The sequence below is a fragment of the Actinomadura hibisca NBRC 15177 genome (genome assembly GCF_001552635.1).
Lineage (GTDB): Bacteria > Actinomycetota > Actinomycetes > Streptosporangiales > Streptosporangiaceae > Spirillospora > Spirillospora hibisca.
On sequence record NZ_BCRO01000020.1, the window covers coordinates 81,253 to 101,418 of the forward strand.

Genomic DNA, 20,166 nt, shown 5'->3' on the forward strand with positions numbered 1-20,166 from the left:
GCCGTTTCGCTTTTTCGCACTCAGGCGCGCAGTAGATCCACGATGCCGGTCGTGCCCTCCTTACCGCGGCCGTCCGCGACGAGGCGCTCCATCAGCCGGAAGTAGGGGTCGAGCAGCTCGCTGCTGACGCCCTGCTCCTCGGCGGTGCGGCGCAGAGTCGCGTTGCCCCGGACCATCATGGCCAGGTTCGACGCCACGTCCTTGGTGTAGTCACCGGATTCCAGGTGCGCGGCGATGCCGTGCGTGTGGCCGGTCATCGCGGTGAGCCAGGGCGCGAGCATGGCGGCGAGGGCGGCGGGCGCGACGTCCTCCTCGCGCAGGAGCGCGAAGGCGTGCTCGATGCCGGCGAACATGCCGGTCATGGCGCTGAGCAGCGCGACGTCGTGCAGAGCGGCGAAACCCGCGTCGGGGCCGAGGTAGGCGGGCGCGGCGGGGACGGTGAGGGCGGTCTCGTGCGCGTCCAGGACGGCGCGGTCGCCGCTGTAGAGGATGCGCGCGCCCGGGCCGCCGATCATCGGGGGCACGGCCAGGATCGCGCCGTCCAGGAAGCGGGCGCCGCGTCCGGCGGCCCAGGCGGCGCGGGCGCGGGCCTCGGCGGGCGTGCCCGTGGTCAGGTCGACCAGGTCCTTACCGGCCAGGTCGAGACCGTCGAGAGTGGCGCGGACCGAGGCGTCGTCCAGCAGGACGGTGACGATCAGGTCGGCCTCGGCGACGGCCTCGGCGGGGGTGGCGGCGGCCGTCGCGCCCTCGGCGGCGAGGGGCCGCGCGCGGGCGGCGGTGCGGTTCCAGACGGTCGGGGCGTGCCCGGCGGCGAGCCAGGCGCGGGCGATGGCGGCGCCCATGTCGCCGAGGCCGAGCAGTGCGACGCGGGAAGCGTTGGCGTTCATGGGAACAAGCTTGGTGGCACCCGGCGTCATGCAGTAGTACGCACTTCGAAGTGGGTGGTTACCTGATGGAAAGCACGCGGGCCCGGCGGCCGGGGGCTTACCACTGCGGCATCGACGCGGCGATGGACGTGATCGGCGGCAGGTGGAAGGTGCTGATCCTGTGGGCGCTGGACGAGCGCCCGCACCGCTTCGGCGAGCTGCGCCGCGCGTTGGACGGCGTCACCGAGAAGGTCCTGGCCGCGCACCTGCGCGAACTGGAGGCCGACGGCATCGTGCACCGCGCGGAGTACGCCATGGTGCCGCCGCGTGTGGAGTACTCGCTGACCCCGCGCGGCGCCGCGCTGAACGAGGCGCTGGCGCCGCTCGGGAAGTGGGGCCGCGAGCACCTGCTCGACGCGACCGCGGTCAGCCGTCCCTGAGGGTCTTGGCGGCGGGCCGTCCGGGACGTCGGGGAGACGCTGGAGCATGGCCAGGACGGCGATCGCGCGCAGCGTCGCGGCCGGGCCGATCACGGCCTAGGGCCTGTCTCAAAGACCTCAGCCGTCGCGCGAGTGACTAACTGTCCCGGCGGGGCGAAGCCGAAGGCGAGCCCCGCCGCGACAGATCGCGAAGCGATGTGGCACTCGCCAAGGCACGGTCAGGGGGCGAGCCGCCAGGCGAGCCCCCTGGGCCGGGACTTCAAGAAACACAGCCGCCAGGCGAGCCCCCTGGGCCGGGACTTTGAAACACTGCCTAAAGGCGCAGGTAAGGCGCGGTGCGGCTGCCGTTGCTGGCGGCGATGTCGGCGGGAGTGCCCTGGGCGACGATCCGGCCGCCCTCGTCGCCGCCGCCAGGGCCGAGGTCGATGACGTGATCTGCGTCCACGACCACGGCCATGTCGTGCTCGACGGCCACGACCGTGCTGCCGCCGTCCACCAGCGCGTGCAGGTGCCGCATCAGCAGGTCGGTGTCGGCGGGGTGCAGGCCGGTGGTCGGCTCGTCCAGCAGGTAGAGGGTGCGGTCGCGGCGGGCGCGCTGGAGTTCGGACGCCAGCTTGATGCGCTGGGCCTCGCCGCCCGACAGTTCGGTGGCGGGCTGGCCGAGGCGCAGGTAGCCGAGGCCCACTTCGCGCAGCGTCTTGAGGGAACGGGCCGCTGGCGGGACGTCGGCCAGGAAGTCGGCGGCCTCGTCCACGGTCATCGCCAGCACCTGCGCGATGTCGGCCCCGTGGTAGCGGATCTCCAGCGTCTCGGGGTTGTAGCGCGCGCCGTGGCAGGTCGGGCAGGGCGAGTAGGTGGACGGCAGGAACAGCAGCTCCACCGTCACGTAGCCGTCGCCCTGGCACGTCGGGCAGCGGCCCTCGGGCAGGTTGAAGGAGAAGCGGCTCGCGGTGTAGCCGCGGGTGCGGGCCTCGTCGGTGGCGGCGAACAGCTTGCGCACCGCGTCGAACAGACCCGTGTAGGTGGCGAGGTTGGAGCGCGGGGTGCGGCCGATGGGCTTCTGGTCCACGCGCACGACGCGGTCGCCGTCGGCCTCGGCGGTCTCCCCCACGACGTCGAGCAGGGTGGTCTTGCCCGAGCCGGACACGCCGGTGATGACGGTGAAGACGCCGAGGGGGACGTCGGCGTCCAGGCCGTTGAGGTTGTGGCGGGTGATGTCGCGGAGTTTGAGGTGGCCGGAGGGAGTGCGTGGGTCGCGGGGCGCGCGGCGGATCTCGTTGAAGAGGTAGGGGCGGGTGACCGACTCGTCTATGTCGCGCAGTTCTTCCACGGGGCCGCTGAGCAGGACGCGCCCGCCGTGGACTCCGGCGGCCGGGCCGACGTCCACGATCCAGTCGGCGCGGCGCACCACGTCCATGTTGTGCTCGACGAAGAAGACGCTGTTGCCGGACGCCTTGAGCCGCTCCAGCACCGAGATCAGCGCGACGGTGTCGGCGGGATGCAGCCCGGCCGACGGCTCGTCCAGCACGTACACCACGCCGAACAGGCCGGAGCGGAGCTGGGTCGCCAGCCGCAGCCGTTGCAGTTCGCCAGAGGACAGGGTGGGGCTCGGCCGGGCGATGCCCAGGTAGCCGAGACCCAGTTCGACCAGGACTTCGATGCGCGCGACCAGGTCCTGCGTGAGGACGGCGGCGGGGCCGTCGCCGGTGGTGTGGGGCCGCAGCACGTCGGCGAGTGTCGCCAGCGGCATCGCGGCCAGTTCGGCGATGGTGCGTCCGGCGAACGTGACCGCGAGCGCCTCGGGCTTGAGCCGCAGACCGTGGCATACCGGGCAGGTCGTGCTGACCAGGAAGCCCGCCGCCTTGCGGCGCTGCGGCTCGCTCTTGGAGTCGGCGTAGGTGTGCAGGACCAGGCGTTTGGCGCTGGAGTAGGTGCCCTTGTAGCTGTTCTGGTGGCGGTGCGGGTCGCGGATCGGATGCACGGTCACGACGGGCTGCTCGTCGGTGAACAGGATCCAGTCGCGGTCCGCCTGCGGCAGGTCGCACCAGGGCCGGTCGATGTCGTAGCCGAGGGTGCGCAGGATGTCGCGCAGGTTCTTGCCCATCCACGCGCCCGGCCAGGACGCGATCGCGCCGTCGCGGATGCTGAGCGACGGGTCGGGGACGAGGGTCTGCTCGGTGACGTCGTGCACGACGCCGAGGCCGTGGCAGTTGGGGCAGGCCCCGACGGCGGTGTTGGGCGAGAACGAGTCGGAGTCCAGGTGCTCGGCTCCGGGCGGGTAGTCGCCCGCGCGCGACATCAGCATGCGCAGCAGGTTCGACAGCGTGGTGACGGTGCCGACCGACGAGCGGGAGGACGGCACCGAGCGGCGCTGCTCCAGGGCGACGGCGGGCGGCAGGCCCGTGATGTCGTCCACGTCGGGGGCCCCGGCCTGGTTGAGCAGGCGGCGGGCGTAGGGCGCGACCGACTCCATGTAGCGGCGCTGGGCCTCGGCGTAGAGGGTGCCGAAGGCCAGGGACGACTTGCCCGAACCGGACACGCCCGTGAACGCCACCAGCGCGTCGCGCGGGACGGCCACGGTCACGTCGCGCAGGTTGTGCTCGCGGGCGCCGTGCACCCGCACGAACGGGTCGGCGGCTCCAGAGTCCATGATCTCCAGATTACCGACCCGTTCGCGCAGGTCAGGGCAGCAGGGCCTCGATCAGGTCGGCGGCGTGCCGGGTGCCGCCCTCCTCGCGCAGCTCGCGGCGGATCCCGGCCACGCGGGCGGCCACCTCCGCGTCGCCGGTGAGGGCCAGGAGGGTTTCGCGCAGCGCTTCGGGGGTCGCGTCGGCGGTGTCGAGCCGCCGGGCGACGCCAGCCTCGACGAGGCTGTCGGCGTTCATGAACTGGTCCACCGCCTGCGGCACGGCGATCATGGGGACGCCGCAGGACAGCCCCTCGTTCGCGCCGCCGCTGCCCGCGTGCGTCACGAACGCGTCGGCCTGCTCCAGGATCGCGAGTTGCGGCACCCAGTCGTGCACCTCGACGTTGACGGGGATCTCGCCCAGGTCCGCCACGGCGACCTGCTTGCCGATCTGCAGGACGACGTGCCAGCCGGGCAGGTCGCCGAACGCGGCCAGGCACGCGCGGTAGAAGTCGGGCTGGTCGGTGTAGGTCGAGCCCAGCGAGATCAGCAGGACCTTCTCCGCGGTGGCGGGACGCTGCCATTCGCCCTGGTCGTCGCGCGGGGCCAGCGCGGGGCCGACGAAGGTGAAGCGGGCCGGGTCCACGCGGTCGGCGTTGGGCTGCATGACGCGCGGGATCAGCGCCAGGCCGCGTTCGGGCTTGCCGACGAACGCGAGCGAGTCGGTGACGGACGCGCCGTTCTCCTCCAGCCATGCGGAGAAGCGCCGGTAGTGCTCGGCCCCGGCGGGGTCCTGGCGGAGCGCGTCCAGGGCCTCGGCCATGTCCTCCTCGTATCCCTCCCAGGCGACGGCGGAGGGAGAGAGCTGCATCGACGGGATGCCGTAGCCCTCGGCGAGGACGCGGCCCGCGTACCCGGTGATGTCGTAGAGCAGCAGGTCGGGGCGGTCGTCGTCGTAGGCGGCGCGGAGCTGCGGGAGCATCGAGATCGAGTCGTCCAGGAACAGGTCGAGCTGCCCGACGGTGTCGTCCGGGGCGATGTTCGCCGCCCGATCCGACAGCAGGGTGGACTTGTAGGAGACGAACTCGGCCCCGGTCGCCGTCACCTTCTCCTCGTAGGAGGGGTCGTTGGCATAGGTGACCCGGTGGCCACGCGCGACCAGCTCGCGGATGACCTCCAGGCTCGGGTTGACGTGCCCGGGGAAGGGGGTGCTCACCATCGCGACATGGGCCATGCGGATCTCCGTTTCTCTCAACGAGACGAGACGAGACGTATCGTTGCCCATCACTATGCCGCCGTTCCACGCCCATGTCAAGACGAGACGTTCCGACTCGTCATCGGGTAGGTTCGCGCCATGACACCGCCCAAGGCCCCAGACCCGACCCGCCGCAGCGAGCGTTCGCGCCAGGCCATCCTCACCGCCACCCGGGAACTGCTCTTCGAGGTCGGCTACGCCCGGCTGACGATCGAGGCCATCGCCGCCCGCGCCGGCGTGGGCAAGCAGACCATCTACCGCTGGTGGTCCTCCAAGGGCGCGGTCATGTTCGACTCGCTGCTGGACATGTCCCGCGCCGAGGGCGCGGAGCTGCCCGACACCGGGGACGTCGAGGCCGACCTGCGCACCGTGCTGCGCGCCATCGTGGACGAGTTCAACGACCCGGTGCTCGACGGCGTCACGCGCGCCCTGAACACCGAGATCCAGAACGATCCCCAGCTCTCGGCCGACATGCGCGACCGCCTGCTCGGCCCCCAGCTCGAAGCCACCAAGGACCGCCTGCGCGCGGCGCAGGCGGTGGGCCAGCTCGCCCCCGACCTGGACCTGTCGGTGGCGGTGGAGCTGCTGTTCGGCCCGCCGTTCCACCGCTGGTTGCTGCGCACCGCCCCGCTGACCCACGAGTACGCGGACACGATCGTCACGATGGCGGTCCGCGCCATGCGCGCCGCCCCTAGGTGAGCGTCCTCGCGGCCTTCGCGTGGGCCTGCGCGGCGATCCGCTGGAGGAAGTGCGCCATGTCGCCCGCCGGGGCCGGTTCCTGGTTGGGGATGCGGATCTCGATCAGGTGGGCTCCGAAGCGGACGACCTGCACCCAGTGCCAGACGTACCCCTTGGCGTCGATGATCCGGTAGGCCCACGTCCGGTCGCCGACCGGTGCCACGGGGAGCGGCTCGACGCGCCCCGGGGCTCCGTCGCGCATGGACAACCGCGCGCAGGCCGGGGGCAGGCGGTCATCGGCCAGCCCGTCCACGACCTGCGGCGGCCCGGTGATGATCGCCTCGCTGAAGGTCAGCCCCGCCGAGGACGATCCCTCCCTGCGCAGGTCCGGGTGCAGCCTGGTCACACCTAACTGCACGGGGGGCGTGGTGGAGACGTCGTACAGGGTCATCCACATTCCGGAGGTCCATTTGGTGCAGGCCGGTTCCCCGTGGAAAGGGCTGCTCATCTGACGCAGTCCGAGGAACCGCGACCTGGTGTCGCGGACGGGCATCCGCACGCCCGCGCCCGGCACCTCGGGAACCGAGACGGCCGCCGTCGGGGACGGCCGGAAGCGGTCGAGCAGCGCGGCCGCCAGACGGGGATCGGCCTGCCCGCTTCCGGGATTCGGGACCGCGGCGTCCTCCCACGGCGTGGAGACCTCCAACCGCGCTTCCGGTGACGGAGAGGCGGACGAAGGCTTCGCCTCCGTGGCGGCCTGCTGCGATCCGCAACCGGCCGACGCCACGAGCAAGACCGCGCCCACCGCCGTACGCCGCATCGTGCCGCCTCCCCGTCGCCGGAACGAACCCGCATGATCCCTCACACTGCCCGGCATGGCCAGCGGTGGCGGGGCTCCCGGGTCACTGCGGCCCCTCAAGTCCCTCAATTTTCTCAATCAGTTACAAATTGGTGGAGTCTTCACTAACGGTTCGCCGGGGCGGGTGCCGGGCGTTCTACGCTCGCGCGCATGCGCCGAACAGCAGCAGCACTCACGACCGTCCTGGCGGCCGGCCTCGTCACCGCGGCCGGCACCGGGATGGCCCTCGCGGAGCCGGCCGCCTGCGCCGTCCCCGCCAGCCACCAGATCGCCCAGGTCCAGGGCGCTGGGAACGCGTCGCCGATCGCCGGGCAGACCGTCCGCGTCGAGGGCGTGGTCACCGGGGACTACCAGCGGGCCGACCAGCTCAAGGGCTTCTTCGTCCAGGACCCCACGCCCGACGACGACCCGAAGACCTCCGACGGCCTCTTCGTCTACTCCACGACGGAGGTCTCGCCCGGCGACCGCGTGCTCGTGTCGGGCAAGGTCGTCGAGTACAGCGGGCTCACCGAGCTGTCGCCCGTCACGGCCGTGGACGTCTGCGGGCGCGGCAAGGTCGCCGCCGACAACGTCCGGCTGCCGCTGGAGGACGGCGTCACGCGCGAGTCGCTGGAGGGCGTGCTCGTGCGGTTCGGGCAGCAGCTCACCGCCACCGAGACCTACCAGCTCGGCCGGTACGGGGAGCTCACCGTCGCGGCGGGCGGGCGGCTGTTCCAGCCCACCGAGGGGCGCGGCGACACCGCCGCGGGCAACGCCGAGCGCGCGCTGCTGATCGACGACGCCTCCACCGTGCAGAACCCCAAGACCGTCCCCTACACCGACCCGCGCGTGATCCGGATCGGCAGCACCACCGCCGGGCTGGAGGGCGTGCTCAGCGAGGGGTTCGGCAGCTACCGGCTCCAGCCGACGCGCACGCCGCACTTCGCCAACGCCAACCCCCGGCCCAAGAAGCCGCAGCCGGTCGGCGGTGACGTCCGCGTCGCCAGCTTCAACACCCTCAACTGGTTCACCACGCTCAACAAGCGCGGCGCCAACACCGCCGCCGAGCAGGAGCGCCAGCTCACCAAGCTCGTCGCCGCGCTCAAGGGTCTGGACGCCGACGTCGCCGGGCTCATGGAGGTCGAGAACAACGGCGACACCGCCCTCAAGGCGCTGGTGGACCGGCTGAACGCCGCCGTGGGCGAGGGCACCTACACCTGGGTGAAGCACCCCAAGCCCGGCACCGACGAGATCCACGTCGCCGTCATCTACAAGGCCGCCAAGGTGAAGCCGGTGGGCGCGGCGCGCTCCTCGGACGCGCCGGTGTTCGAGCGCCCGCCGCTGGTGCAGACCTTCGAGCCGGTCGCGGGCGGCACGCCGTTCACGATGGTCGTCAACCACTTCAAGTCCAAGGGTTGCGGCGGCGCCACCGGCCCCGACGCCGACCAGGGCGACGGGCAGAGCTGCTACAACGCCCGCCGCGTCAGCCAGGCCAAGGCGATCGCCGAGCTGACCGCCGGCGTGCCGAACCCGGTGGTGCTCGGCGACCTCAACGCCTACACCGCCGAGGACCCGATCAAGACGCTGACCGGCGCGGGCCTCGTCGGCCAGACCGAGCGCTTCGTGCGCGACGAGCAGCGCTACAGCTACGTCTTCGACGGCCAGTCCGGCGAGCTGGACCACGTGCTGACCGGCGCCGACCTGTCCAAGCGCGTCACCGGCGCCACGATCTGGCACATCAACGCCGACGAGCCGACCATCCTCGACTACAACCAGGAATATAACCCGCCGTCGCTGTACCAGCCGGACGCGTTCCGCAGCAGCGACCACGACCCCGTCCTGATCGGCCTCGACCTGCGCTGATCCACTACCGGCCGGTCGCGGTGGGCCCTCGGGCCCGCCGCGGCCGGTTTTTCGTTGTGGATCGAACTCGTGGTCCGATGCGGTGCGTCGTACTGGGGGACGCCGGGCATGGCCGTCGGACGTTGGACCCCTCCAACGGCGGCCACGGGAGAAGCGGCTTGGCGGAACGGGGATGCGCACCATGACTCCGACGCCCCTGCGCGGCGACGATCCCACCCTCCTCGGCGGCTACCGGCTCAGCGGCAGGCTCGGCGCGGGCGGGCAGGGCACCGTCTACCTGGGGAGCAAGGACGGCGTCCAGGCCGCCGTCAAGCTGCTGACCGGCGGGCACGAGGTGGCCCGCGCCCGGTTCGTGCGCGAGGCCGAGGCCGCCAAGCTCGTGGCCTCCTTCTGCACCGCCCAGGTCCTGGAGGTCGGGACGCAGGACGGGCGGCCGTTCATCGCCAGCGAGTACGTCCCCGGGCCGTCGCTGCACCGCAAGGTCTCCGACGACGGGCCGCTCACCGGCGGCGCGCTCCAGCAGACCGCCGTCGGCATCGCGACCGCCCTCGCCGCCATCCACCAGGCGGGCGTCGTGCACCGCGACCTCAAGCCCGGCAACGTGCTGCTCGGCCCGGCCGGGCCGCGGGTGATCGACTTCGGCATCGCGCGGGCCCTGGACGCGGCCACGCTCACCGCCCACATGGTCGGCACGCCGGTCTACATGTCGCCCGAGCAACTGCGCGCCGAACCCGCCGCGCCCGCCATGGACGTGTTCGCCTGGGGCGCCACCATCGGGTACGCCGCCAACGGGCGGCCCCCGTTCGGCGGCGGCACCCTGCCGGTCGTCGTCAACCGCGTCCTGAACACCGAGCCCGACCTCGGTCGCCTGGACGGCCTGCTGCGCGAGGTGGTGGCCCAGTGCCTGGCCAAGGACCCGCGCGAACGCCCCGAGGCCCACGAGATCCTGCTGCGGCTGCTGGGCTGCCCGCTCCCCGCCGCCGTCCCGGCGCCCGCGCTCACCGCGCAGATCCTGGAGGCCGGGCAGGACACCGCGGTCCACGCCCCGCAGACGCGCTCGTCCTCGGCCTCGGGCGGCTGGCCCGTCGAGACCACCGGCGGGTTCGCGCCCCAGACGACGCAGCCTTCGATCCCGCCTCAGCGGCGCGAGCCCCCGGCGAAGCCCTTCGTCCCGCCGCAACGGCGCGAGCCTCCAGCGCAGCCCTTCATCCCGACGCGACGGCCCGAGCCCCCGCCCGCCCGGAACCGGTCCCGGCGCGGTGTCGTCTGGTCCGCGCTGGTCGCCGCCGTCCTGATCGCGGTGCTGGCCGCCACGGTCCTGCTGGTCTGGCTCAACAAGGACGGCGGCTACGAAACGCCCACGCAGCAACCCACCCAGCAGACCTCCCACCAGCAGGAACCCTCCTACGGCTACTGAGGTGTGAAACTCGGCTCACCAGGGAAGAGGACACCGCCCGCGCCGGTTGGCACGTTCATGAGCGTTCCCTTCTCCGTCCTCGATCTCGCGCCCGTGACCAGCGGATCCACCTCCGCGCAGGCCCTGCGCAACACCCTCGACCTGGCCCGGCGCACCGAGGCCCTCGGGTACCACCGGTACTGGCTGGCCGAGCACCACACGATGCCGGGCATCGCCAGCTCGGCCACGTCCGTGCTGATCGGGCAGGTCGCCGCCGCCACCGAGCGGATGCGGATCGGGTCGGGCGGGATCATGCTGCCCAACCACGCGCCGATGGTCGTGGCCGAGCAGTTCGGGACGCTGGAGGCCCTGTACCCGGGGCGCATCGACCTCGGTCTCGGCCGCGCGCCCGGCACCGACCAGGCCACCGCGCGGGCCCTGCGCCGCTCCCCCGACGCGCTGTCGGTGGACGACTTCCCCGAGCAGGTCCACGAGCTGAGCGGCTACTTCGACGAGCGCGGCACCGTCACCCCGGCGGCGGGCAACCGGCCGCCGATCTGGCTGCTGGGCTCCAGCGGCTACAGCGCCCGCCTGGCGGGGCTGCTGGGGTTGCCGTTCGCGTTCGCGCACCACTTCAGCGCCGAGAACACGCTGCCCGCGCTGGAGCTGTACCGCGAGTCGTTCCGGCCGTCCGAAACGCTGGCGAAGCCGTACGCGATGATCGCGGTGTCGGTGACCGCCGCCGAGGACGACGACACCGCCCGCGTGCTGGCCCAGCCGCAGGCCCTGTCGTTCCTGAAGTTGCGGCTGGGCCGCCCGGGGCCGCTGCCCTCCCCCGAGGAGGCCGCCGCCTACCCCTACACGCCGCTGGACCGCGACATGATCGAGGCGCGGCTCGCCGCGCAGGTCGTCGGCGGCCCCGAGGGCGTGCGCCAGCAGATGGACCTGCTGCTCAAGCGCACCGAGGCCGACGAGGTGATGGTCACCACCATGGTTTACGACCACGCCGACCGGCTGCGCTCCTACGAGCTGCTCGCGGGCCTCTACGGCTTCGCCCCGGCCGCCGGATAGCGTGAGCGGTGTCGGCGACTGAGAGGAGAGGGCGCCCCCGGGCCCGGAATGAAGATCGCCGGGCGGGCGCTGACCAGGACATGAACGTGACTCCATTCTGGCTGGCCGGCCGGGCCGCGACCGGCGACGACGAGCTGACCGTGACCCACCCCTACGACGGCCGGGTCGTGGGCACCGTCGCGGTGCCGACCACCGGGCAGGTCGAGCAGGCCCTCGCGGCGGCCGACGCGGTGCGCGCTCGGGCGGCGGCGCTGCCGGTGCACGTGCGGGCCGAGGCGCTGGCGCACGTGTCGCGGCGGCTGGAGGAGCGCGCCGAGGAGATCGCCGAGCTGATCACCGGCGAGAACGGCAAGCCGCTGATGTGGGCGCGCGTGGAGGTCAAGCGCGCGATCTCCACCTTCCGGTTCGCCGCCGAGGAGACCCGCCGCTGGAACCCCACCACCCAGCGGCTGGACACCGAGGAGGGCGGCGTCGGCCGCCTCGCCTACATTTCGCGCGTCCCCAAGGGGCCGGTGCTCGGCATCTCGCCGTTCAACTTCCCGCTCAACCTGACCGCGCACAAGGTCGCCCCGGCGATCGCGGTCGGCGCGCCGATCGTGGTCAAGCCCGCGCCCGCCACCCCGCTGGCGGCGCTGGTGCTGGGCGAGATCCTCGCCGAGACCGACCTGCCCGAGGGCATGGTCTCGGTGTTGCCGGTGCCCAACGACCGGGCGTCGGCGCTGGTGGAGGACCCGCGGTTGCCGATCGTGTCGTTCACCGGGTCGGTGCCGGTCGGCTGGTCGATCAACGACCAGGTGCCGCGCAAGCACGTCACGCTGGAGCTGGGCGGCAACGGCGCGGCGGTCGTGCTGGCCGACTCCGACCTGGACTGGGCGGCCCAGCGCATCGGGCTGTTCTCCAACTACCAGGCGGGGCAGAGCTGCATCGCCGTGCAGCGCGTCTACGTCGAGCGCTCGGTGTACGACGCGTTCGTGCCCAAGCTGGTGGAGACGGTGAACGGCCTGGTCACCGGCGACCCGTGGGACGACAAGACGCAGGTCGGCCCGCTGGTGTCCACCGAGGCGGCCGAGCGCGTGCAGGCGTGGGTGGACGAGGCCGTCGCCGCGGGCGCGACCGTGCTGGCGGGCGGCACCCGCGACGGCGCGGCCTACGCGCCGACGGTGCTGGCCGACGTGCCCGCCGACGCCAAGGTGGCGCGCGAGGAGGTGTTCGGCCCGGTGCTGCTGGTGCAGCCGGTGGACGGCGTGGACGAGGCGTTCGCGCTGGTCAACGACTCCAAGTTCGGGCTCCAGGCGGGCGTTTTCACCCGCGATCTGGACGTGGCGTTCCGCGCGCACCGCGAGCTGGAGGTGGGCGGCGTCATCATCGGCGACGTGCCGTCCTACCGCGCCGACCAGATGCCCTACGGCGGTGTGAAGGACTCGGGCGTCGGCCGCGAGGGGCTGCGTTCGGCGATGGCCGACTACACCGAAGAGAAGATCATGGTGCTGACCGGGCTGCCGCTGTAGTCCGAAGTCGTCCGGGCCTCGCGCGCACGCGCGAGGCCCGTTCGCATTTCCGCAGCAACCCCGTTCGGGACCTGTGCGTCCTAGGGACATGCGGGTTCTGCTGTGCGCGCTGCTCGTCGCGGCCGTCGCCGGGTGCGGTGGCGAGCGCTTGTGCACTCTGATGGGTGGTGAATCCGGCGTGGGCTTCACCGTCGAACGGGCCGTCCTGGAGAAGGCGACGCGCGTCCGCGCGTGCGTGGCCGCCGTCTGTCGCGATGCCGAGGTCACGGCGGCCGACGCCGAGCCCGTCCGGTTCTTCGTGAAGTACGAGGCGGCGGCTTCCCAGCAGAAGGTGCCGGTCTCGGTGCGCGTCACCGGTCGTGCGGGTCCGCTTTTCGAGCGCTCGGCGGTGGCGACGCTGGAGGACTTCCGTCCGAACGGCAAGGACTGCCCGCCCCTGGTGCACCTCGCCGAGGTCGTGATCTCGCCCTCCGGGCTCCGCCAGGTCCCGTAGGCCCGAGAGCGGCGGCCGGCGGCCGCTGGGCGGCCGCCCGCCGGCCTCGGTCACTCGGCCGGCTGCCGCTCCTCCTCGTCGCGGGCGTGGGCCAGGGTCAGGACCGTGCGGGCCGCGTCGGTCCAGCGGTCGATCGCGGCCCGCGACAGGGTGCCGCCGGACGGCGGCAGCCACGCCACCAGGCCCGCGACCGCCGGGTCCAGCTCCTTGTTCGCCATCACCGCCCCCTGCGGCATCCCGCTCAGCGGGTGCGTCATCCCGACCGGATCGCCCGGGTGCGCGTAGCGTCCCGTCACCCGGCCCTGGCCGGGTGACATCTCGTGTGCCGTGTTGTTCGACATGTGCGGCACCGTAGCCGCGCGCCGCGCGGCGGCGGCACACGATCTCCGCCGCTTTTGCCGATGCGCGAGGCAAGCATCACCGGCCGCCGACCGCGTCCTTGCCGTCGCGCCCGGCGGCCTACCGGGGCCATACCCGGCGCGCGTCAACTCGGGGTGGCCTCCTCCGGCCGCCCCTTGGTGCGCTCGGTCAGCTCGCCCTCGGTCCCGAACAGGCGCACCTTCCACTCCTCGATCAGCGCGGTGGTGTCGTGGTCGTCGGGGTGGAAGTCGCGCCGGTTGTAGTCGCGGATGTGCCGCGCCACCTCCGGGGTGAGCCACGGCGAGTGCCGCAGCCCGCGCAGGCTCGCGGCCAGGCGGCGCGGCTGCCGGTAGACGACGGGGTCGCGCAGCAGCGAGTAGACCGTCGCCAGGATCGTGATGCCCAGGAAGCTGACGGTCGTGACGCGCATCGTCCACACGCGGCGGAACTGGTTGCCGACGGCGGTCTGGTAGACGTCGAACGCGACCGACTTGTGCTCGTTCTCCTCCAGCGCGTGCCATTCGAGCATCGAGCGGACCTCGTCGACGTCGAACATCTCGCGCGCCCGCGCGTCGGTCAGCAGCACCTCGGCGAGGGTCGCGGTGTAGTGCTCCAGCGCGGCGGTCACCGCGAGGCGGCTGCTGCGCGGCGTCGTGCGGTCGCCGAAGCGCAGCAGCGCCCCGATCGCCCGGTCGATCTGGCGGGTCGGGTAGCCGAGGGCGCCGAGCCGGTCGTTGAAGTTGCGGTGCTCGCGGCTGTGCGTCACCTCCTGCCCGATGAACCCGGCGACCTGCGCCTTCAGTTCGGGGTCGGTGACGCGGTCGCGGTAGTTGCGCACCGAGCGGATGAAGAAGTCCTCGCCTTCGGGGAAGAAGCTGGACAGCACGGTGACGACGTGGCTCATCACCAGGTCGCCGCCGACGTAGTGGCGGGGCAGCCGCTCGGGCGGGTACTCGAACGCGATGCGGCGCGTGCGCACGGTGCGCGGGGTGATCGTGACGCGGCGCCGGGCCGCTGCTGGGCTCATGGGACTCTCCTGTGAGGTCCGTGCCGGGGAGGGAACGTCCCGGGGTCGTCGTGGTGACCTGGGACACATCTCGACGGTAGGAATCCGCCCGTGTCCGGGCAAGACCGGCGGCGCGTTGCGTGCGTCACAATTGGATGAACCGTCCAGTAACTTGCACCGCCGCCTCGATCCGGATTCCGCCGGGCCCCGGAACGTGATCACGGCCGGGTCCGCCATGATGGGTGCGTGATCGATGATGTTGCGCGGGACCGGGTGCCCGCCCTGATGGCGGAGGCCGGGGAACTGGCGCTGCGCTGGTTCCGGCAGGACCCGGCGGCGCTGGGCGAGCTGGACAAGGGCCGTCCCGGGGCCTACGACCCGGTGACCGAGGCCGACAAGGCGGTGGAGGGCTTCCTGCGGGAGGAGCTGAGCCGCCTGTTCCCCGGCGACCGGGTGATCGGCGAGGAGGCCGGGACGTCGGGCAGCGGCGCGAGCGGCCGCACCTGGCTGATCGACCCGATCGACGGGACCAAGGCGTTCGTCAGCGGCGTCCCGATGTGGGGCGTGTTGCTCGGTCTGTCGGTCGGTGACGATCCGGTGGCGGGGTGGCTGCGCCAGCCTTACCTGGGCGAGACCTTCGGCGCGATCGATGGCGAGGGATGGTTCGACGGGCCGCACGGCCGCGCGCCGCTGCGCGTCCGGCCCACCACCGAGCTGGGCGAGGCGGTCATGTACACCACGCACCCCAGCATGTTCGAGACCGACGAGGAGCGGGCCGCGTTCGGGCGGATCTCCACGGCGGTGCGGCTCCAGCGCTTCGGCGGCGACTGCTACTCCTACGGCCTGCTCGCGCTCGGGCAGCTCGACCTGGTGGTGGAGAACGGGCTCCAGCCCTACGACGTCGGCGCGCTGATCCCGATCGTCCGCGCGGCGGGGGGCGTGATCACCGATCGGGCCGGACGGACGCCGGTGGACGGCGGCTTCGTCGTCGCGGCCGCCACGCCCGAGCTGCACGCGGCGGCGCTCGCGGCCCTCGACGGCTGAGTCACGCGTCCTCCGCTGCGGGCCGGGCGGGGAGATGGTGCAGCTTGTCCGGGTTGCGGACGTTGAACAGGGCGTGGATGCGGCCGTCGCGCACGTCGGCGGTGACGACCTGCGTCACGCCGTCCACCGTCACCTGGACCGCGAGCTCGCCGTTGACCTCGATCGCCTCCATCTCGCCCAGGCCGTACTGGGCGACCAGGCCGAGGACGAACGCGATGACGCGCTCGCGGCCGAGGATCGGGCGCAGCGCGGCGCGGACCTTGCCGCCGCCGTCGTTCCAGGCGGTGACGTCGGCGCTGAGCAGGTCGGTGAGGGCGGCCAGGTCGCCGCCCGCCGCCGCGTCCAGGAAGCGGGCGAGCAGCGCGGCGTGCTCCTCGCGCGTCGGCTGCGTCCGGTCGCGGCGTTCGGCCAGGTGGCGGGCGGCGCGCCGGTAGGTCTGGCGGCAGGTGGCGGCCGAGGCGCCCACCACGTCGGCGATCTGCTCGTAGGGCATCTCGAACGCCTCGCGCAGCACGAGCACGGCGCGTTCGGGCGGGGTGAGGCGCTCCATCATGTGCAGGGTGGCGTAGGAGAGGGTGTCGCGCTGCTCGGCGGTGTCCACGGGGCCGAGCCCGTCGGTGGCGACGGGCTCGGGCAGCCACGGCCCGGTGTAGGACTCGCGGGTGACGCGGGCCGAGCGGAGCTGGTCCAACGCGAGGCGCGACACGATCGTCGCCAGGAAGGGCCGCGCCGCGCGGACCCGCGTCCGGTCGGTGCCGCTCCAGCGCAGGTACGCCTCCTGCACCACGTCCTCGGCGTCCCACATGCTGCCCAGCATCCGGTAGGCCAGGCCGAGCAGCAGCGGCCGGTGCTCCTCGAACTCCTCGTTCACCGTTCCCCCAGTTCGGCGGCGAAGCCGTCGCGCCACGAGGTGTGGCGTGGCCGCCAATTCAACTCCAGCCGGGCGCGGGCGTTGTCGGCGCCCCGCAGCCTGGTCATGAACGCCACGCCCCACGGGCCCGCGATGAGCCGGGCCAGCGCGGTGGGGACGCGCTGCGGTTTGGGCGCGCCCAGGATCGCGGCGAGGGTGGGGAGCCAGTCGGCGACGGGCACGGGGTCGTCGTCCACGATGTTGAGCGCGCCGCCGACCGGCCGCGACAGCGCCGACACGACGGCGGTGGCGGCGTCGTGGGTGTGGGTGAAGGAGAAGACCGCGCTCCCCTTGCCGACGAGCGGCATCTTGCGGGCCCGGACCTGCCGGACGATGGAGCCGTCGGCCGCGAACACGGTGCCCGGCCCGTAGAGGTGCCCGAAGCGCAACACCAGGCCGTCCGCCTCGCCGGTCAGCTTCTCCAGGGTCTCCAGCGCGGCCAGGGTGGTCGCCGACGGTTTGGGCGGGTTGGTCCAGAACGGGGCGTCCTCGTTGGCGAGGCCCGGCGCGGGGTCGTAGGCGAAGGCGACGCCCTGGGAGATGATCCGGGTCGCGCCCGCCTCGTGGGCGGCGTCCAGCAGGTTGCGGGTGCCCTCGGTGCGCAGCCGGTTGGTGAGCGCGAAGTCGCGTTCCATGTGGCGCGGGCTGATCTCGGCGGGGATGGCGGTCAGCAGGTGGACCACCGCGTCGGGGGCGGCGTCCTTGACGGCCCTGGTGAGCGCGGCCCGGTCCAGGGCGTCGGCCTTGACCTGGCCGGTGCGGGACAGGCCGATCACCTCGTGCCCGGTGGCGGTGAGCAGCGGGACCAACTGGCGGCCGATGACCCCGGTGGCTCCGGCGACGAGAACGCGCATGACGATCACTCCTCGGATTCGGTTTCCGGGGACAGGACGGGCGGGCGTCCCCGAATGTGACCACCGGCGGAGTGGCCTGCGTCACATGCGTCGGCCCAGGTTCCGGTAGCGGTCGCGGCGGGCCGCGCGGCGGTCGGCGGGATCGGTCGTGGCCAGGGCGCGCAGCGCGTGCTCGACGGCGCGGGCGGCGCGGTCGCAGAACGCTTCCGGCTCGTCGGCGGCGTCCGGGCGCTCGTCCACCAGGGCGTCCACGATGCCGTCGCGCAGCAGGTCGGCGGCGCGCACGCCCTGCGCCTCGGCCATCTCGGGCGCGCGGTCGGCGGTGCGGTGCACGATCACCGACGCGCCCTCGGGCGGCAGCGGCGACAACCAGGCGTGCCGGGCGGCCAGCACGCGGTCGGCGGGCAGCAGCGCGAGCGCGGCCCCGCCGGTCCCCTCCCCCAGCAGCAGGCAGAGGGTGGGCGCGGGCAGGGTGATCAGGTCGGCGAGGCAGCGCGCGATCTCCCCGGCGAGCCCGCCCTCCTCGGCCTCGGCCGACAACACCGCGCCGGGGGTGTCCACGACCGTGACCAGCGGCAGGTCCAGCTCGGCGGCCAGGCCCATGCCGCGCCGCGCGACCCGCAGCCCGGCCGGGCCGAGCGGGTGGCCCGACCGCTGGCTGCGGCGGTCCTGGCCGACCAGCACGCACGGGGACGCGCCGAAGCGGGCCAGCGCCAGCAGCAGGCCGGGCTCGGCCTCGCCCTGGCCGGTGCCCGACAGCGGGGTGACGTGGTCGGCGCCGTGCCGCAGCAGCTCGCGGACGCCGGGCCGGTCGGGGCGGCGGGAACGTTCGATCGACTCCCACGCCGGTTCGTCGGAAGGGACGGCGGTCTCCGGCGGTGGGGGCGGAGCGGCGGGTTCGTCCGCGCACAGCACCTCCAGCGCGTCGGCCGCCACGTCGGCCAGGTGGTCGATCTCCACGACCGCGTCCACCAGGCCCTTGGCCGCCAGGTTCTCGGCGACCTGCACGCCTTCGGGGAACGGCTCCCCGTACAGGCCCTCGTAGACGCGCGGCCCCAGGAACCCGATCAGCGCGCCCGGCTCGGCGGCGGTCAGGTGGCCCAGCGACCCCCACGACGCGAACACCCCGCCGGTGGTGGGATGCCGCAGGTAGACGAGGTAGGGCAGCCCGGCGGCGCGGTGCTCGGTGACGGCGGCGGTGATCCGCGCCATCTGCGCGAACGCGGCGGTGCCCTCCTGCATCCGGGTGCCGCCGGAGGACGGCGCGGCCAGCAGCGGCAGGCCCTCGGCGGTGGCGCGCTCGACGGCCGCGACGATGCGCTCGGCCGTCGCCAGGCCGATCGAGCCCGCCAGGAACCGGAACTCCGAGGCGATGCAGGCGACGCGGCGGCCGCGCAGCAGGCCGGTGCCGGTGACGACGGCCTCGTCGCAACCGCTGCGCTCGCGGGCGGCGGCCAGCTCGTCGGCGTAGCGGGAACCCGGCTCGGCGACCGGGAGCGGGGCGGTGTCCCAGGACGTCCAGGACCCGTCGTCCAGCACGCGCCGCAACAGGTCGCGCGCTCCGACACGCTCGGTCATCGGCGGCCTCCTCAGGGTGGGTCGGCCCATCCTTTCAACAGCGTGCGCGGCGGCCCGGCGGAGGGTCGCCGCCGGGCCGCCGCGTCGCGGATCAACGTTCGGCGCGCCCCCACATCTGGAGGTAGGCCTCCGCGCCGCGCGCCATGTCGTCGGTGATCTCGCCGCCGGAGACGTTGCGCATGTCGGCGATCCAGTCCGGGACCAGGCCGTAGTTGGCGACGCCGTCGGTGTTGAGGTCCCAGGTGCGGTCGCCGGTGGTCTGCCGGTCCAGCGTGACGCCGGGGTCGACGGGCGAGGTGTAGGGGTATTCGAGCGGCTTGTCGGACGCGTTCTTGCGCGGGCCGGGCAGCGGGCCCATGCCGTTGGCGTCCAGGCCGTACCCGTAGCCGAACACGTACCGGTCGTCGCGCAGCTCCTTGGCCCTGCGCCACTCCGAGGTGAACGCGTCGGCCGGGGAGCCGTAGGAGGTGACCATCCCGCCGAGCCGGTAGATGCGCCGCGCGTAGTGCTCGTCGGACCAGCTGTGCGAGGAGATGACGCCGGAGTAGCCGTCCTTCTCCAGCAGGTCCAGCGCCTGCCCGGCCGCCTTGGCGCTCATGTGGTCCAGCTCGACGATCATCTTGCGCTTCGTCATGCCCCTGAGCGCGTGCTCGCCGAGGGCGGTCAGGCCGTTGACGTTGCAGTGCGGGCCCTTGGGGTAGATCGGCAACGTCACGCCGAGGCCGCGCAGGTCGCGCAGCGGGCCCGCGAGCAGGTCGCCGAGGCCGCCGGACGGCGTGATCGGGTTGTCGTGCTCGGGCGCGGTGCAGGTGTCGGCCTGCCAGAAGCGGCCCGAGCCCACGAAGTTGCCGAGGTTCATGATGACGCCGGTGGTGTCGGGGTCGAAGCGCACGCCGCACAGGGCGTTGTCGAACTTGTGGCACAGGAACATCGAGCGGACGCCGATGCGGTGCAGCTCGTCCAGGCCCCTGTCGATGTCGGCCTCGGTGCACTGCGCCTTGCCGACGATCTGGCGGCAGCCGAACGGCTCGGAGGTCTCGACGCCCAGCACCACCGCGAGCTTGCCCGCCTTGATCACCGACCGGGCCTGCTCGGGGCTCTCCACGATCCGGAACCAGCCCTTGCCGGGGCCGCCGTACTCCTTGTCCACGTGGTCTTGAAGCTCGCGGGTGCGCTGGGCCTGGAGGCGCCGGGAGTCCATCTCGTCGCAGGAGTTCTTCTTCAGCGGGTAGATCTCGCACAACGTGCGGTTGGCGACGAGCTGGTTGACCAGGACGCGCTGCCCGCCCCGCCAGGACCGTTCGACCCACTTGTAGTAGGTCTGCTGGTGGGTGAGCGAGTCATGGGCGGGCCAGTCCTTGAAGGTCGGGTAGCCGCGGG

18 protein-coding genes are annotated in these 20,166 nt (G+C 73.1%); 8 read left to right on the plus strand and 10 right to left on the minus strand.

Annotation, left to right across the window (positions count from 1 at the left end; all coding sequences use genetic code 11):
* Positions 1 to 20 precede the first annotated feature (20 nt).
* Positions 21 to 887, minus strand: coding sequence for an imine reductase family protein (locus tag AH6_RS10435; protein WP_067477506.1), 867 nt, complete (start codon positions 885 to 887; stop codon positions 21 to 23).
* Between the two features lie 65 nt (positions 888 to 952).
* Between AH6_RS10435 and AH6_RS10440 the strand changes: the two genes are divergently transcribed.
* On the plus strand, positions 953 to 1,306 hold the full coding sequence (locus AH6_RS10440) for a winged helix-turn-helix transcriptional regulator (protein ID WP_067477509.1): 354 nt from the start codon (positions 953 to 955) through the stop codon (positions 1,304 to 1,306).
* 313 nt (positions 1,307 to 1,619) lie between these two features.
* On the opposite strand, the gene AH6_RS10445 is transcribed toward AH6_RS10440, so the two are convergent.
* Together AH6_RS10445 and AH6_RS10450 are read right to left on the minus strand one after the other, a co-directional pair.
* Positions 1,620 to 3,956, minus strand: a complete 2,337-nt coding sequence (locus tag AH6_RS10445) for an ATP-binding cassette domain-containing protein (RefSeq protein ID WP_067477512.1) — start codon at positions 3,954 to 3,956, stop codon at positions 1,620 to 1,622.
* A 31-nt stretch (positions 3,957 to 3,987) separates the two neighbouring features.
* Positions 3,988 to 5,217 carry a macrolide family glycosyltransferase gene (locus tag AH6_RS10450; RefSeq protein ID WP_067477515.1) on the minus strand — a complete coding sequence of 410 codons (1,230 nt, stop codon included), beginning with the start codon at positions 5,215 to 5,217 and terminating at the stop codon, positions 3,988 to 3,990.
* 69 nt (positions 5,218 to 5,286) lie between these two features.
* Here AH6_RS10450 and AH6_RS10455 point away from each other — a divergent pair, with 69 nt between their 5' ends.
* Positions 5,287 to 5,886 carry a TetR/AcrR family transcriptional regulator gene (locus AH6_RS10455; protein WP_067477517.1) on the plus strand — a complete coding sequence of 200 codons (600 nt, stop codon included), beginning with the start codon at positions 5,287 to 5,289 and terminating at the stop codon, positions 5,884 to 5,886.
* Here the strand turns inward: AH6_RS10455 and AH6_RS10460 are convergent.
* Positions 5,879 to 6,571 (minus strand): hypothetical protein, encoded by a 693-nt coding sequence (locus AH6_RS10460; RefSeq protein WP_067477520.1) that lies wholly within the window; start codon positions 6,569 to 6,571, stop codon positions 5,879 to 5,881. The genes AH6_RS10455 and AH6_RS10460 overlap by 8 nt on opposite strands.
* Before the next feature lie 303 nt (positions 6,572 to 6,874).
* On the opposite strand from AH6_RS10460, the gene AH6_RS10465 reads away from it, so the two are divergent.
* The 5 genes from AH6_RS10465 to AH6_RS10485 all read left to right on the plus strand — a co-directional run bounded on the left by AH6_RS10465 (position 6,875) and on the right by AH6_RS10485 (position 13,034).
* Positions 6,875 to 8,566 (plus strand): ExeM/NucH family extracellular endonuclease, encoded by a 1,692-nt coding sequence (locus tag AH6_RS10465; protein ID WP_067477523.1) that lies wholly within the window; start codon positions 6,875 to 6,877, stop codon positions 8,564 to 8,566.
* Between the two features lie 181 nt (positions 8,567 to 8,747).
* Positions 8,748 to 9,983: a serine/threonine-protein kinase gene (locus AH6_RS10470; RefSeq protein ID WP_169807829.1), complete on the plus strand. Its 1,236-nt coding sequence runs from the start codon at positions 8,748 to 8,750 to the stop codon at positions 9,981 to 9,983.
* Positions 9,984 to 10,040: 57 nt separating this feature from the next.
* Positions 10,041 to 11,033, plus strand: a complete 993-nt coding sequence (locus AH6_RS10475) for an LLM class flavin-dependent oxidoreductase (protein ID WP_067477529.1) — start codon at positions 10,041 to 10,043, stop codon at positions 11,031 to 11,033.
* An 80-nt stretch (positions 11,034 to 11,113) separates the two neighbouring features.
* On the plus strand, positions 11,114 to 12,541 hold the full coding sequence (locus AH6_RS10480) for an aldehyde dehydrogenase family protein (protein ID WP_067477532.1): 1,428 nt from the start codon (positions 11,114 to 11,116) through the stop codon (positions 12,539 to 12,541).
* Between the two features lie 88 nt (positions 12,542 to 12,629).
* Positions 12,630 to 13,034, plus strand: coding sequence for a hypothetical protein (locus tag AH6_RS10485; protein ID WP_067477536.1), 405 nt, complete (start codon positions 12,630 to 12,632; stop codon positions 13,032 to 13,034).
* Positions 13,035 to 13,084: 50 nt separating this feature from the next.
* Here AH6_RS10485 and AH6_RS10490 read toward each other — a convergent pair whose 3' ends face one another.
* On the minus strand, positions 13,085 to 13,375 hold the full coding sequence (locus AH6_RS10490) for a hypothetical protein (RefSeq protein WP_067477539.1): 291 nt from the start codon (positions 13,373 to 13,375) through the stop codon (positions 13,085 to 13,087).
* A 143-nt stretch (positions 13,376 to 13,518) separates the two neighbouring features.
* Positions 13,519 to 14,421, minus strand: a complete 903-nt coding sequence (locus AH6_RS10495) for a metal-dependent hydrolase (RefSeq protein WP_067477542.1) — start codon at positions 14,419 to 14,421, stop codon at positions 13,519 to 13,521.
* A 225-nt stretch (positions 14,422 to 14,646) separates the two neighbouring features.
* On the opposite strand from AH6_RS10495, the gene AH6_RS10500 reads away from it, so the two are divergent.
* On the plus strand, positions 14,647 to 15,444 hold the full coding sequence (locus tag AH6_RS10500; RefSeq protein ID WP_218005770.1) for an inositol monophosphatase family protein: 798 nt from the start codon (positions 14,647 to 14,649) through the stop codon (positions 15,442 to 15,444).
* A 1-nt stretch (position 15,445) separates the two neighbouring features.
* Here the strand turns inward: AH6_RS10500 and AH6_RS10505 are convergent, their stop codons facing one another.
* From AH6_RS10505 to AH6_RS10520, 4 genes are all read right to left on the minus strand, one after another.
* Positions 15,446 to 16,315, minus strand: a complete 870-nt coding sequence (locus tag AH6_RS10505; RefSeq protein WP_067477545.1) for an RNA polymerase sigma-70 factor — start codon at positions 16,313 to 16,315, stop codon at positions 15,446 to 15,448.
* Positions 16,312 to 17,208, minus strand: a complete 897-nt coding sequence (locus AH6_RS10510; protein WP_067477548.1) for an NAD-dependent epimerase/dehydratase family protein — start codon at positions 17,206 to 17,208, stop codon at positions 16,312 to 16,314. The genes AH6_RS10505 and AH6_RS10510 overlap by 4 nt, the downstream gene beginning before the upstream one ends.
* 81 nt (positions 17,209 to 17,289) lie before the next feature.
* A complete protein-coding gene (locus AH6_RS10515; RefSeq protein ID WP_067477551.1) occupies positions 17,290 to 18,786 on the minus strand; it encodes a carboxyl transferase domain-containing protein in 1,497 nt (498 codons plus the stop codon).
* A 91-nt stretch (positions 18,787 to 18,877) separates the two neighbouring features.
* Positions 18,878 to 20,166: amidohydrolase family protein (locus tag AH6_RS10520; RefSeq protein WP_067477554.1), on the minus strand; the 1,289-nt coding region annotated here is incomplete at its 5' end.

Bases quoted from the DNA above. Each gene is read 5' to 3' on its own strand.
- AH6_RS10445 (WP_067477512.1), bottom strand. From the start codon at position 3,956: ATGGACTCTGGAGCCGCCGACCCGTTCGTGCGGGTGCACGGCGCCCGC.
- AH6_RS10515 (WP_067477551.1), bottom strand. From the start codon at position 18,786: ATGACCGAGCGTGTCGGAGCGCGCGACCTGTTGCGGCGCGTGCTGGAC.
- AH6_RS10485 (WP_067477536.1), top strand. From the start codon at position 12,630: ATGCGGGTTCTGCTGTGCGCGCTGCTCGTCGCGGCCGTCGCCGGGTGC.
- AH6_RS10455 (WP_067477517.1), top strand. From the start codon at position 5,287: ATGACACCGCCCAAGGCCCCAGACCCGACCCGCCGCAGCGAGCGTTCG.
- AH6_RS10495 (WP_067477542.1), bottom strand. From the start codon at position 14,421: ATGAGCCCAGCAGCGGCCCGGCGCCGCGTCACGATCACCCCGCGCACC.
- AH6_RS10440 (WP_067477509.1), top strand. From the start codon at position 953: ATGGAAAGCACGCGGGCCCGGCGGCCGGGGGCTTACCACTGCGGCATC.
- AH6_RS10435 (WP_067477506.1), bottom strand. From the start codon at position 887: ATGAACGCCAACGCTTCCCGCGTCGCACTGCTCGGCCTCGGCGACATG.
- AH6_RS10450 (WP_067477515.1), bottom strand. From the start codon at position 5,217: ATGGGCAACGATACGTCTCGTCTCGTCTCGTTGAGAGAAACGGAGATC.
- AH6_RS10490 (WP_067477539.1), bottom strand. From the start codon at position 13,375: ATGTCGAACAACACGGCACACGAGATGTCACCCGGCCAGGGCCGGGTG.
- AH6_RS10480 (WP_067477532.1), top strand. From the start codon at position 11,114: ATGAACGTGACTCCATTCTGGCTGGCCGGCCGGGCCGCGACCGGCGAC.
- AH6_RS10470 (WP_169807829.1), top strand. From the start codon at position 8,748: ATGACTCCGACGCCCCTGCGCGGCGACGATCCCACCCTCCTCGGCGGC.
- AH6_RS10475 (WP_067477529.1), top strand. From the start codon at position 10,041: ATGAGCGTTCCCTTCTCCGTCCTCGATCTCGCGCCCGTGACCAGCGGA.
- AH6_RS10510 (WP_067477548.1), bottom strand. From the start codon at position 17,208: ATGCGCGTTCTCGTCGCCGGAGCCACCGGGGTCATCGGCCGCCAGTTG.
- AH6_RS10465 (WP_067477523.1), top strand. From the start codon at position 6,875: ATGCGCCGAACAGCAGCAGCACTCACGACCGTCCTGGCGGCCGGCCTC.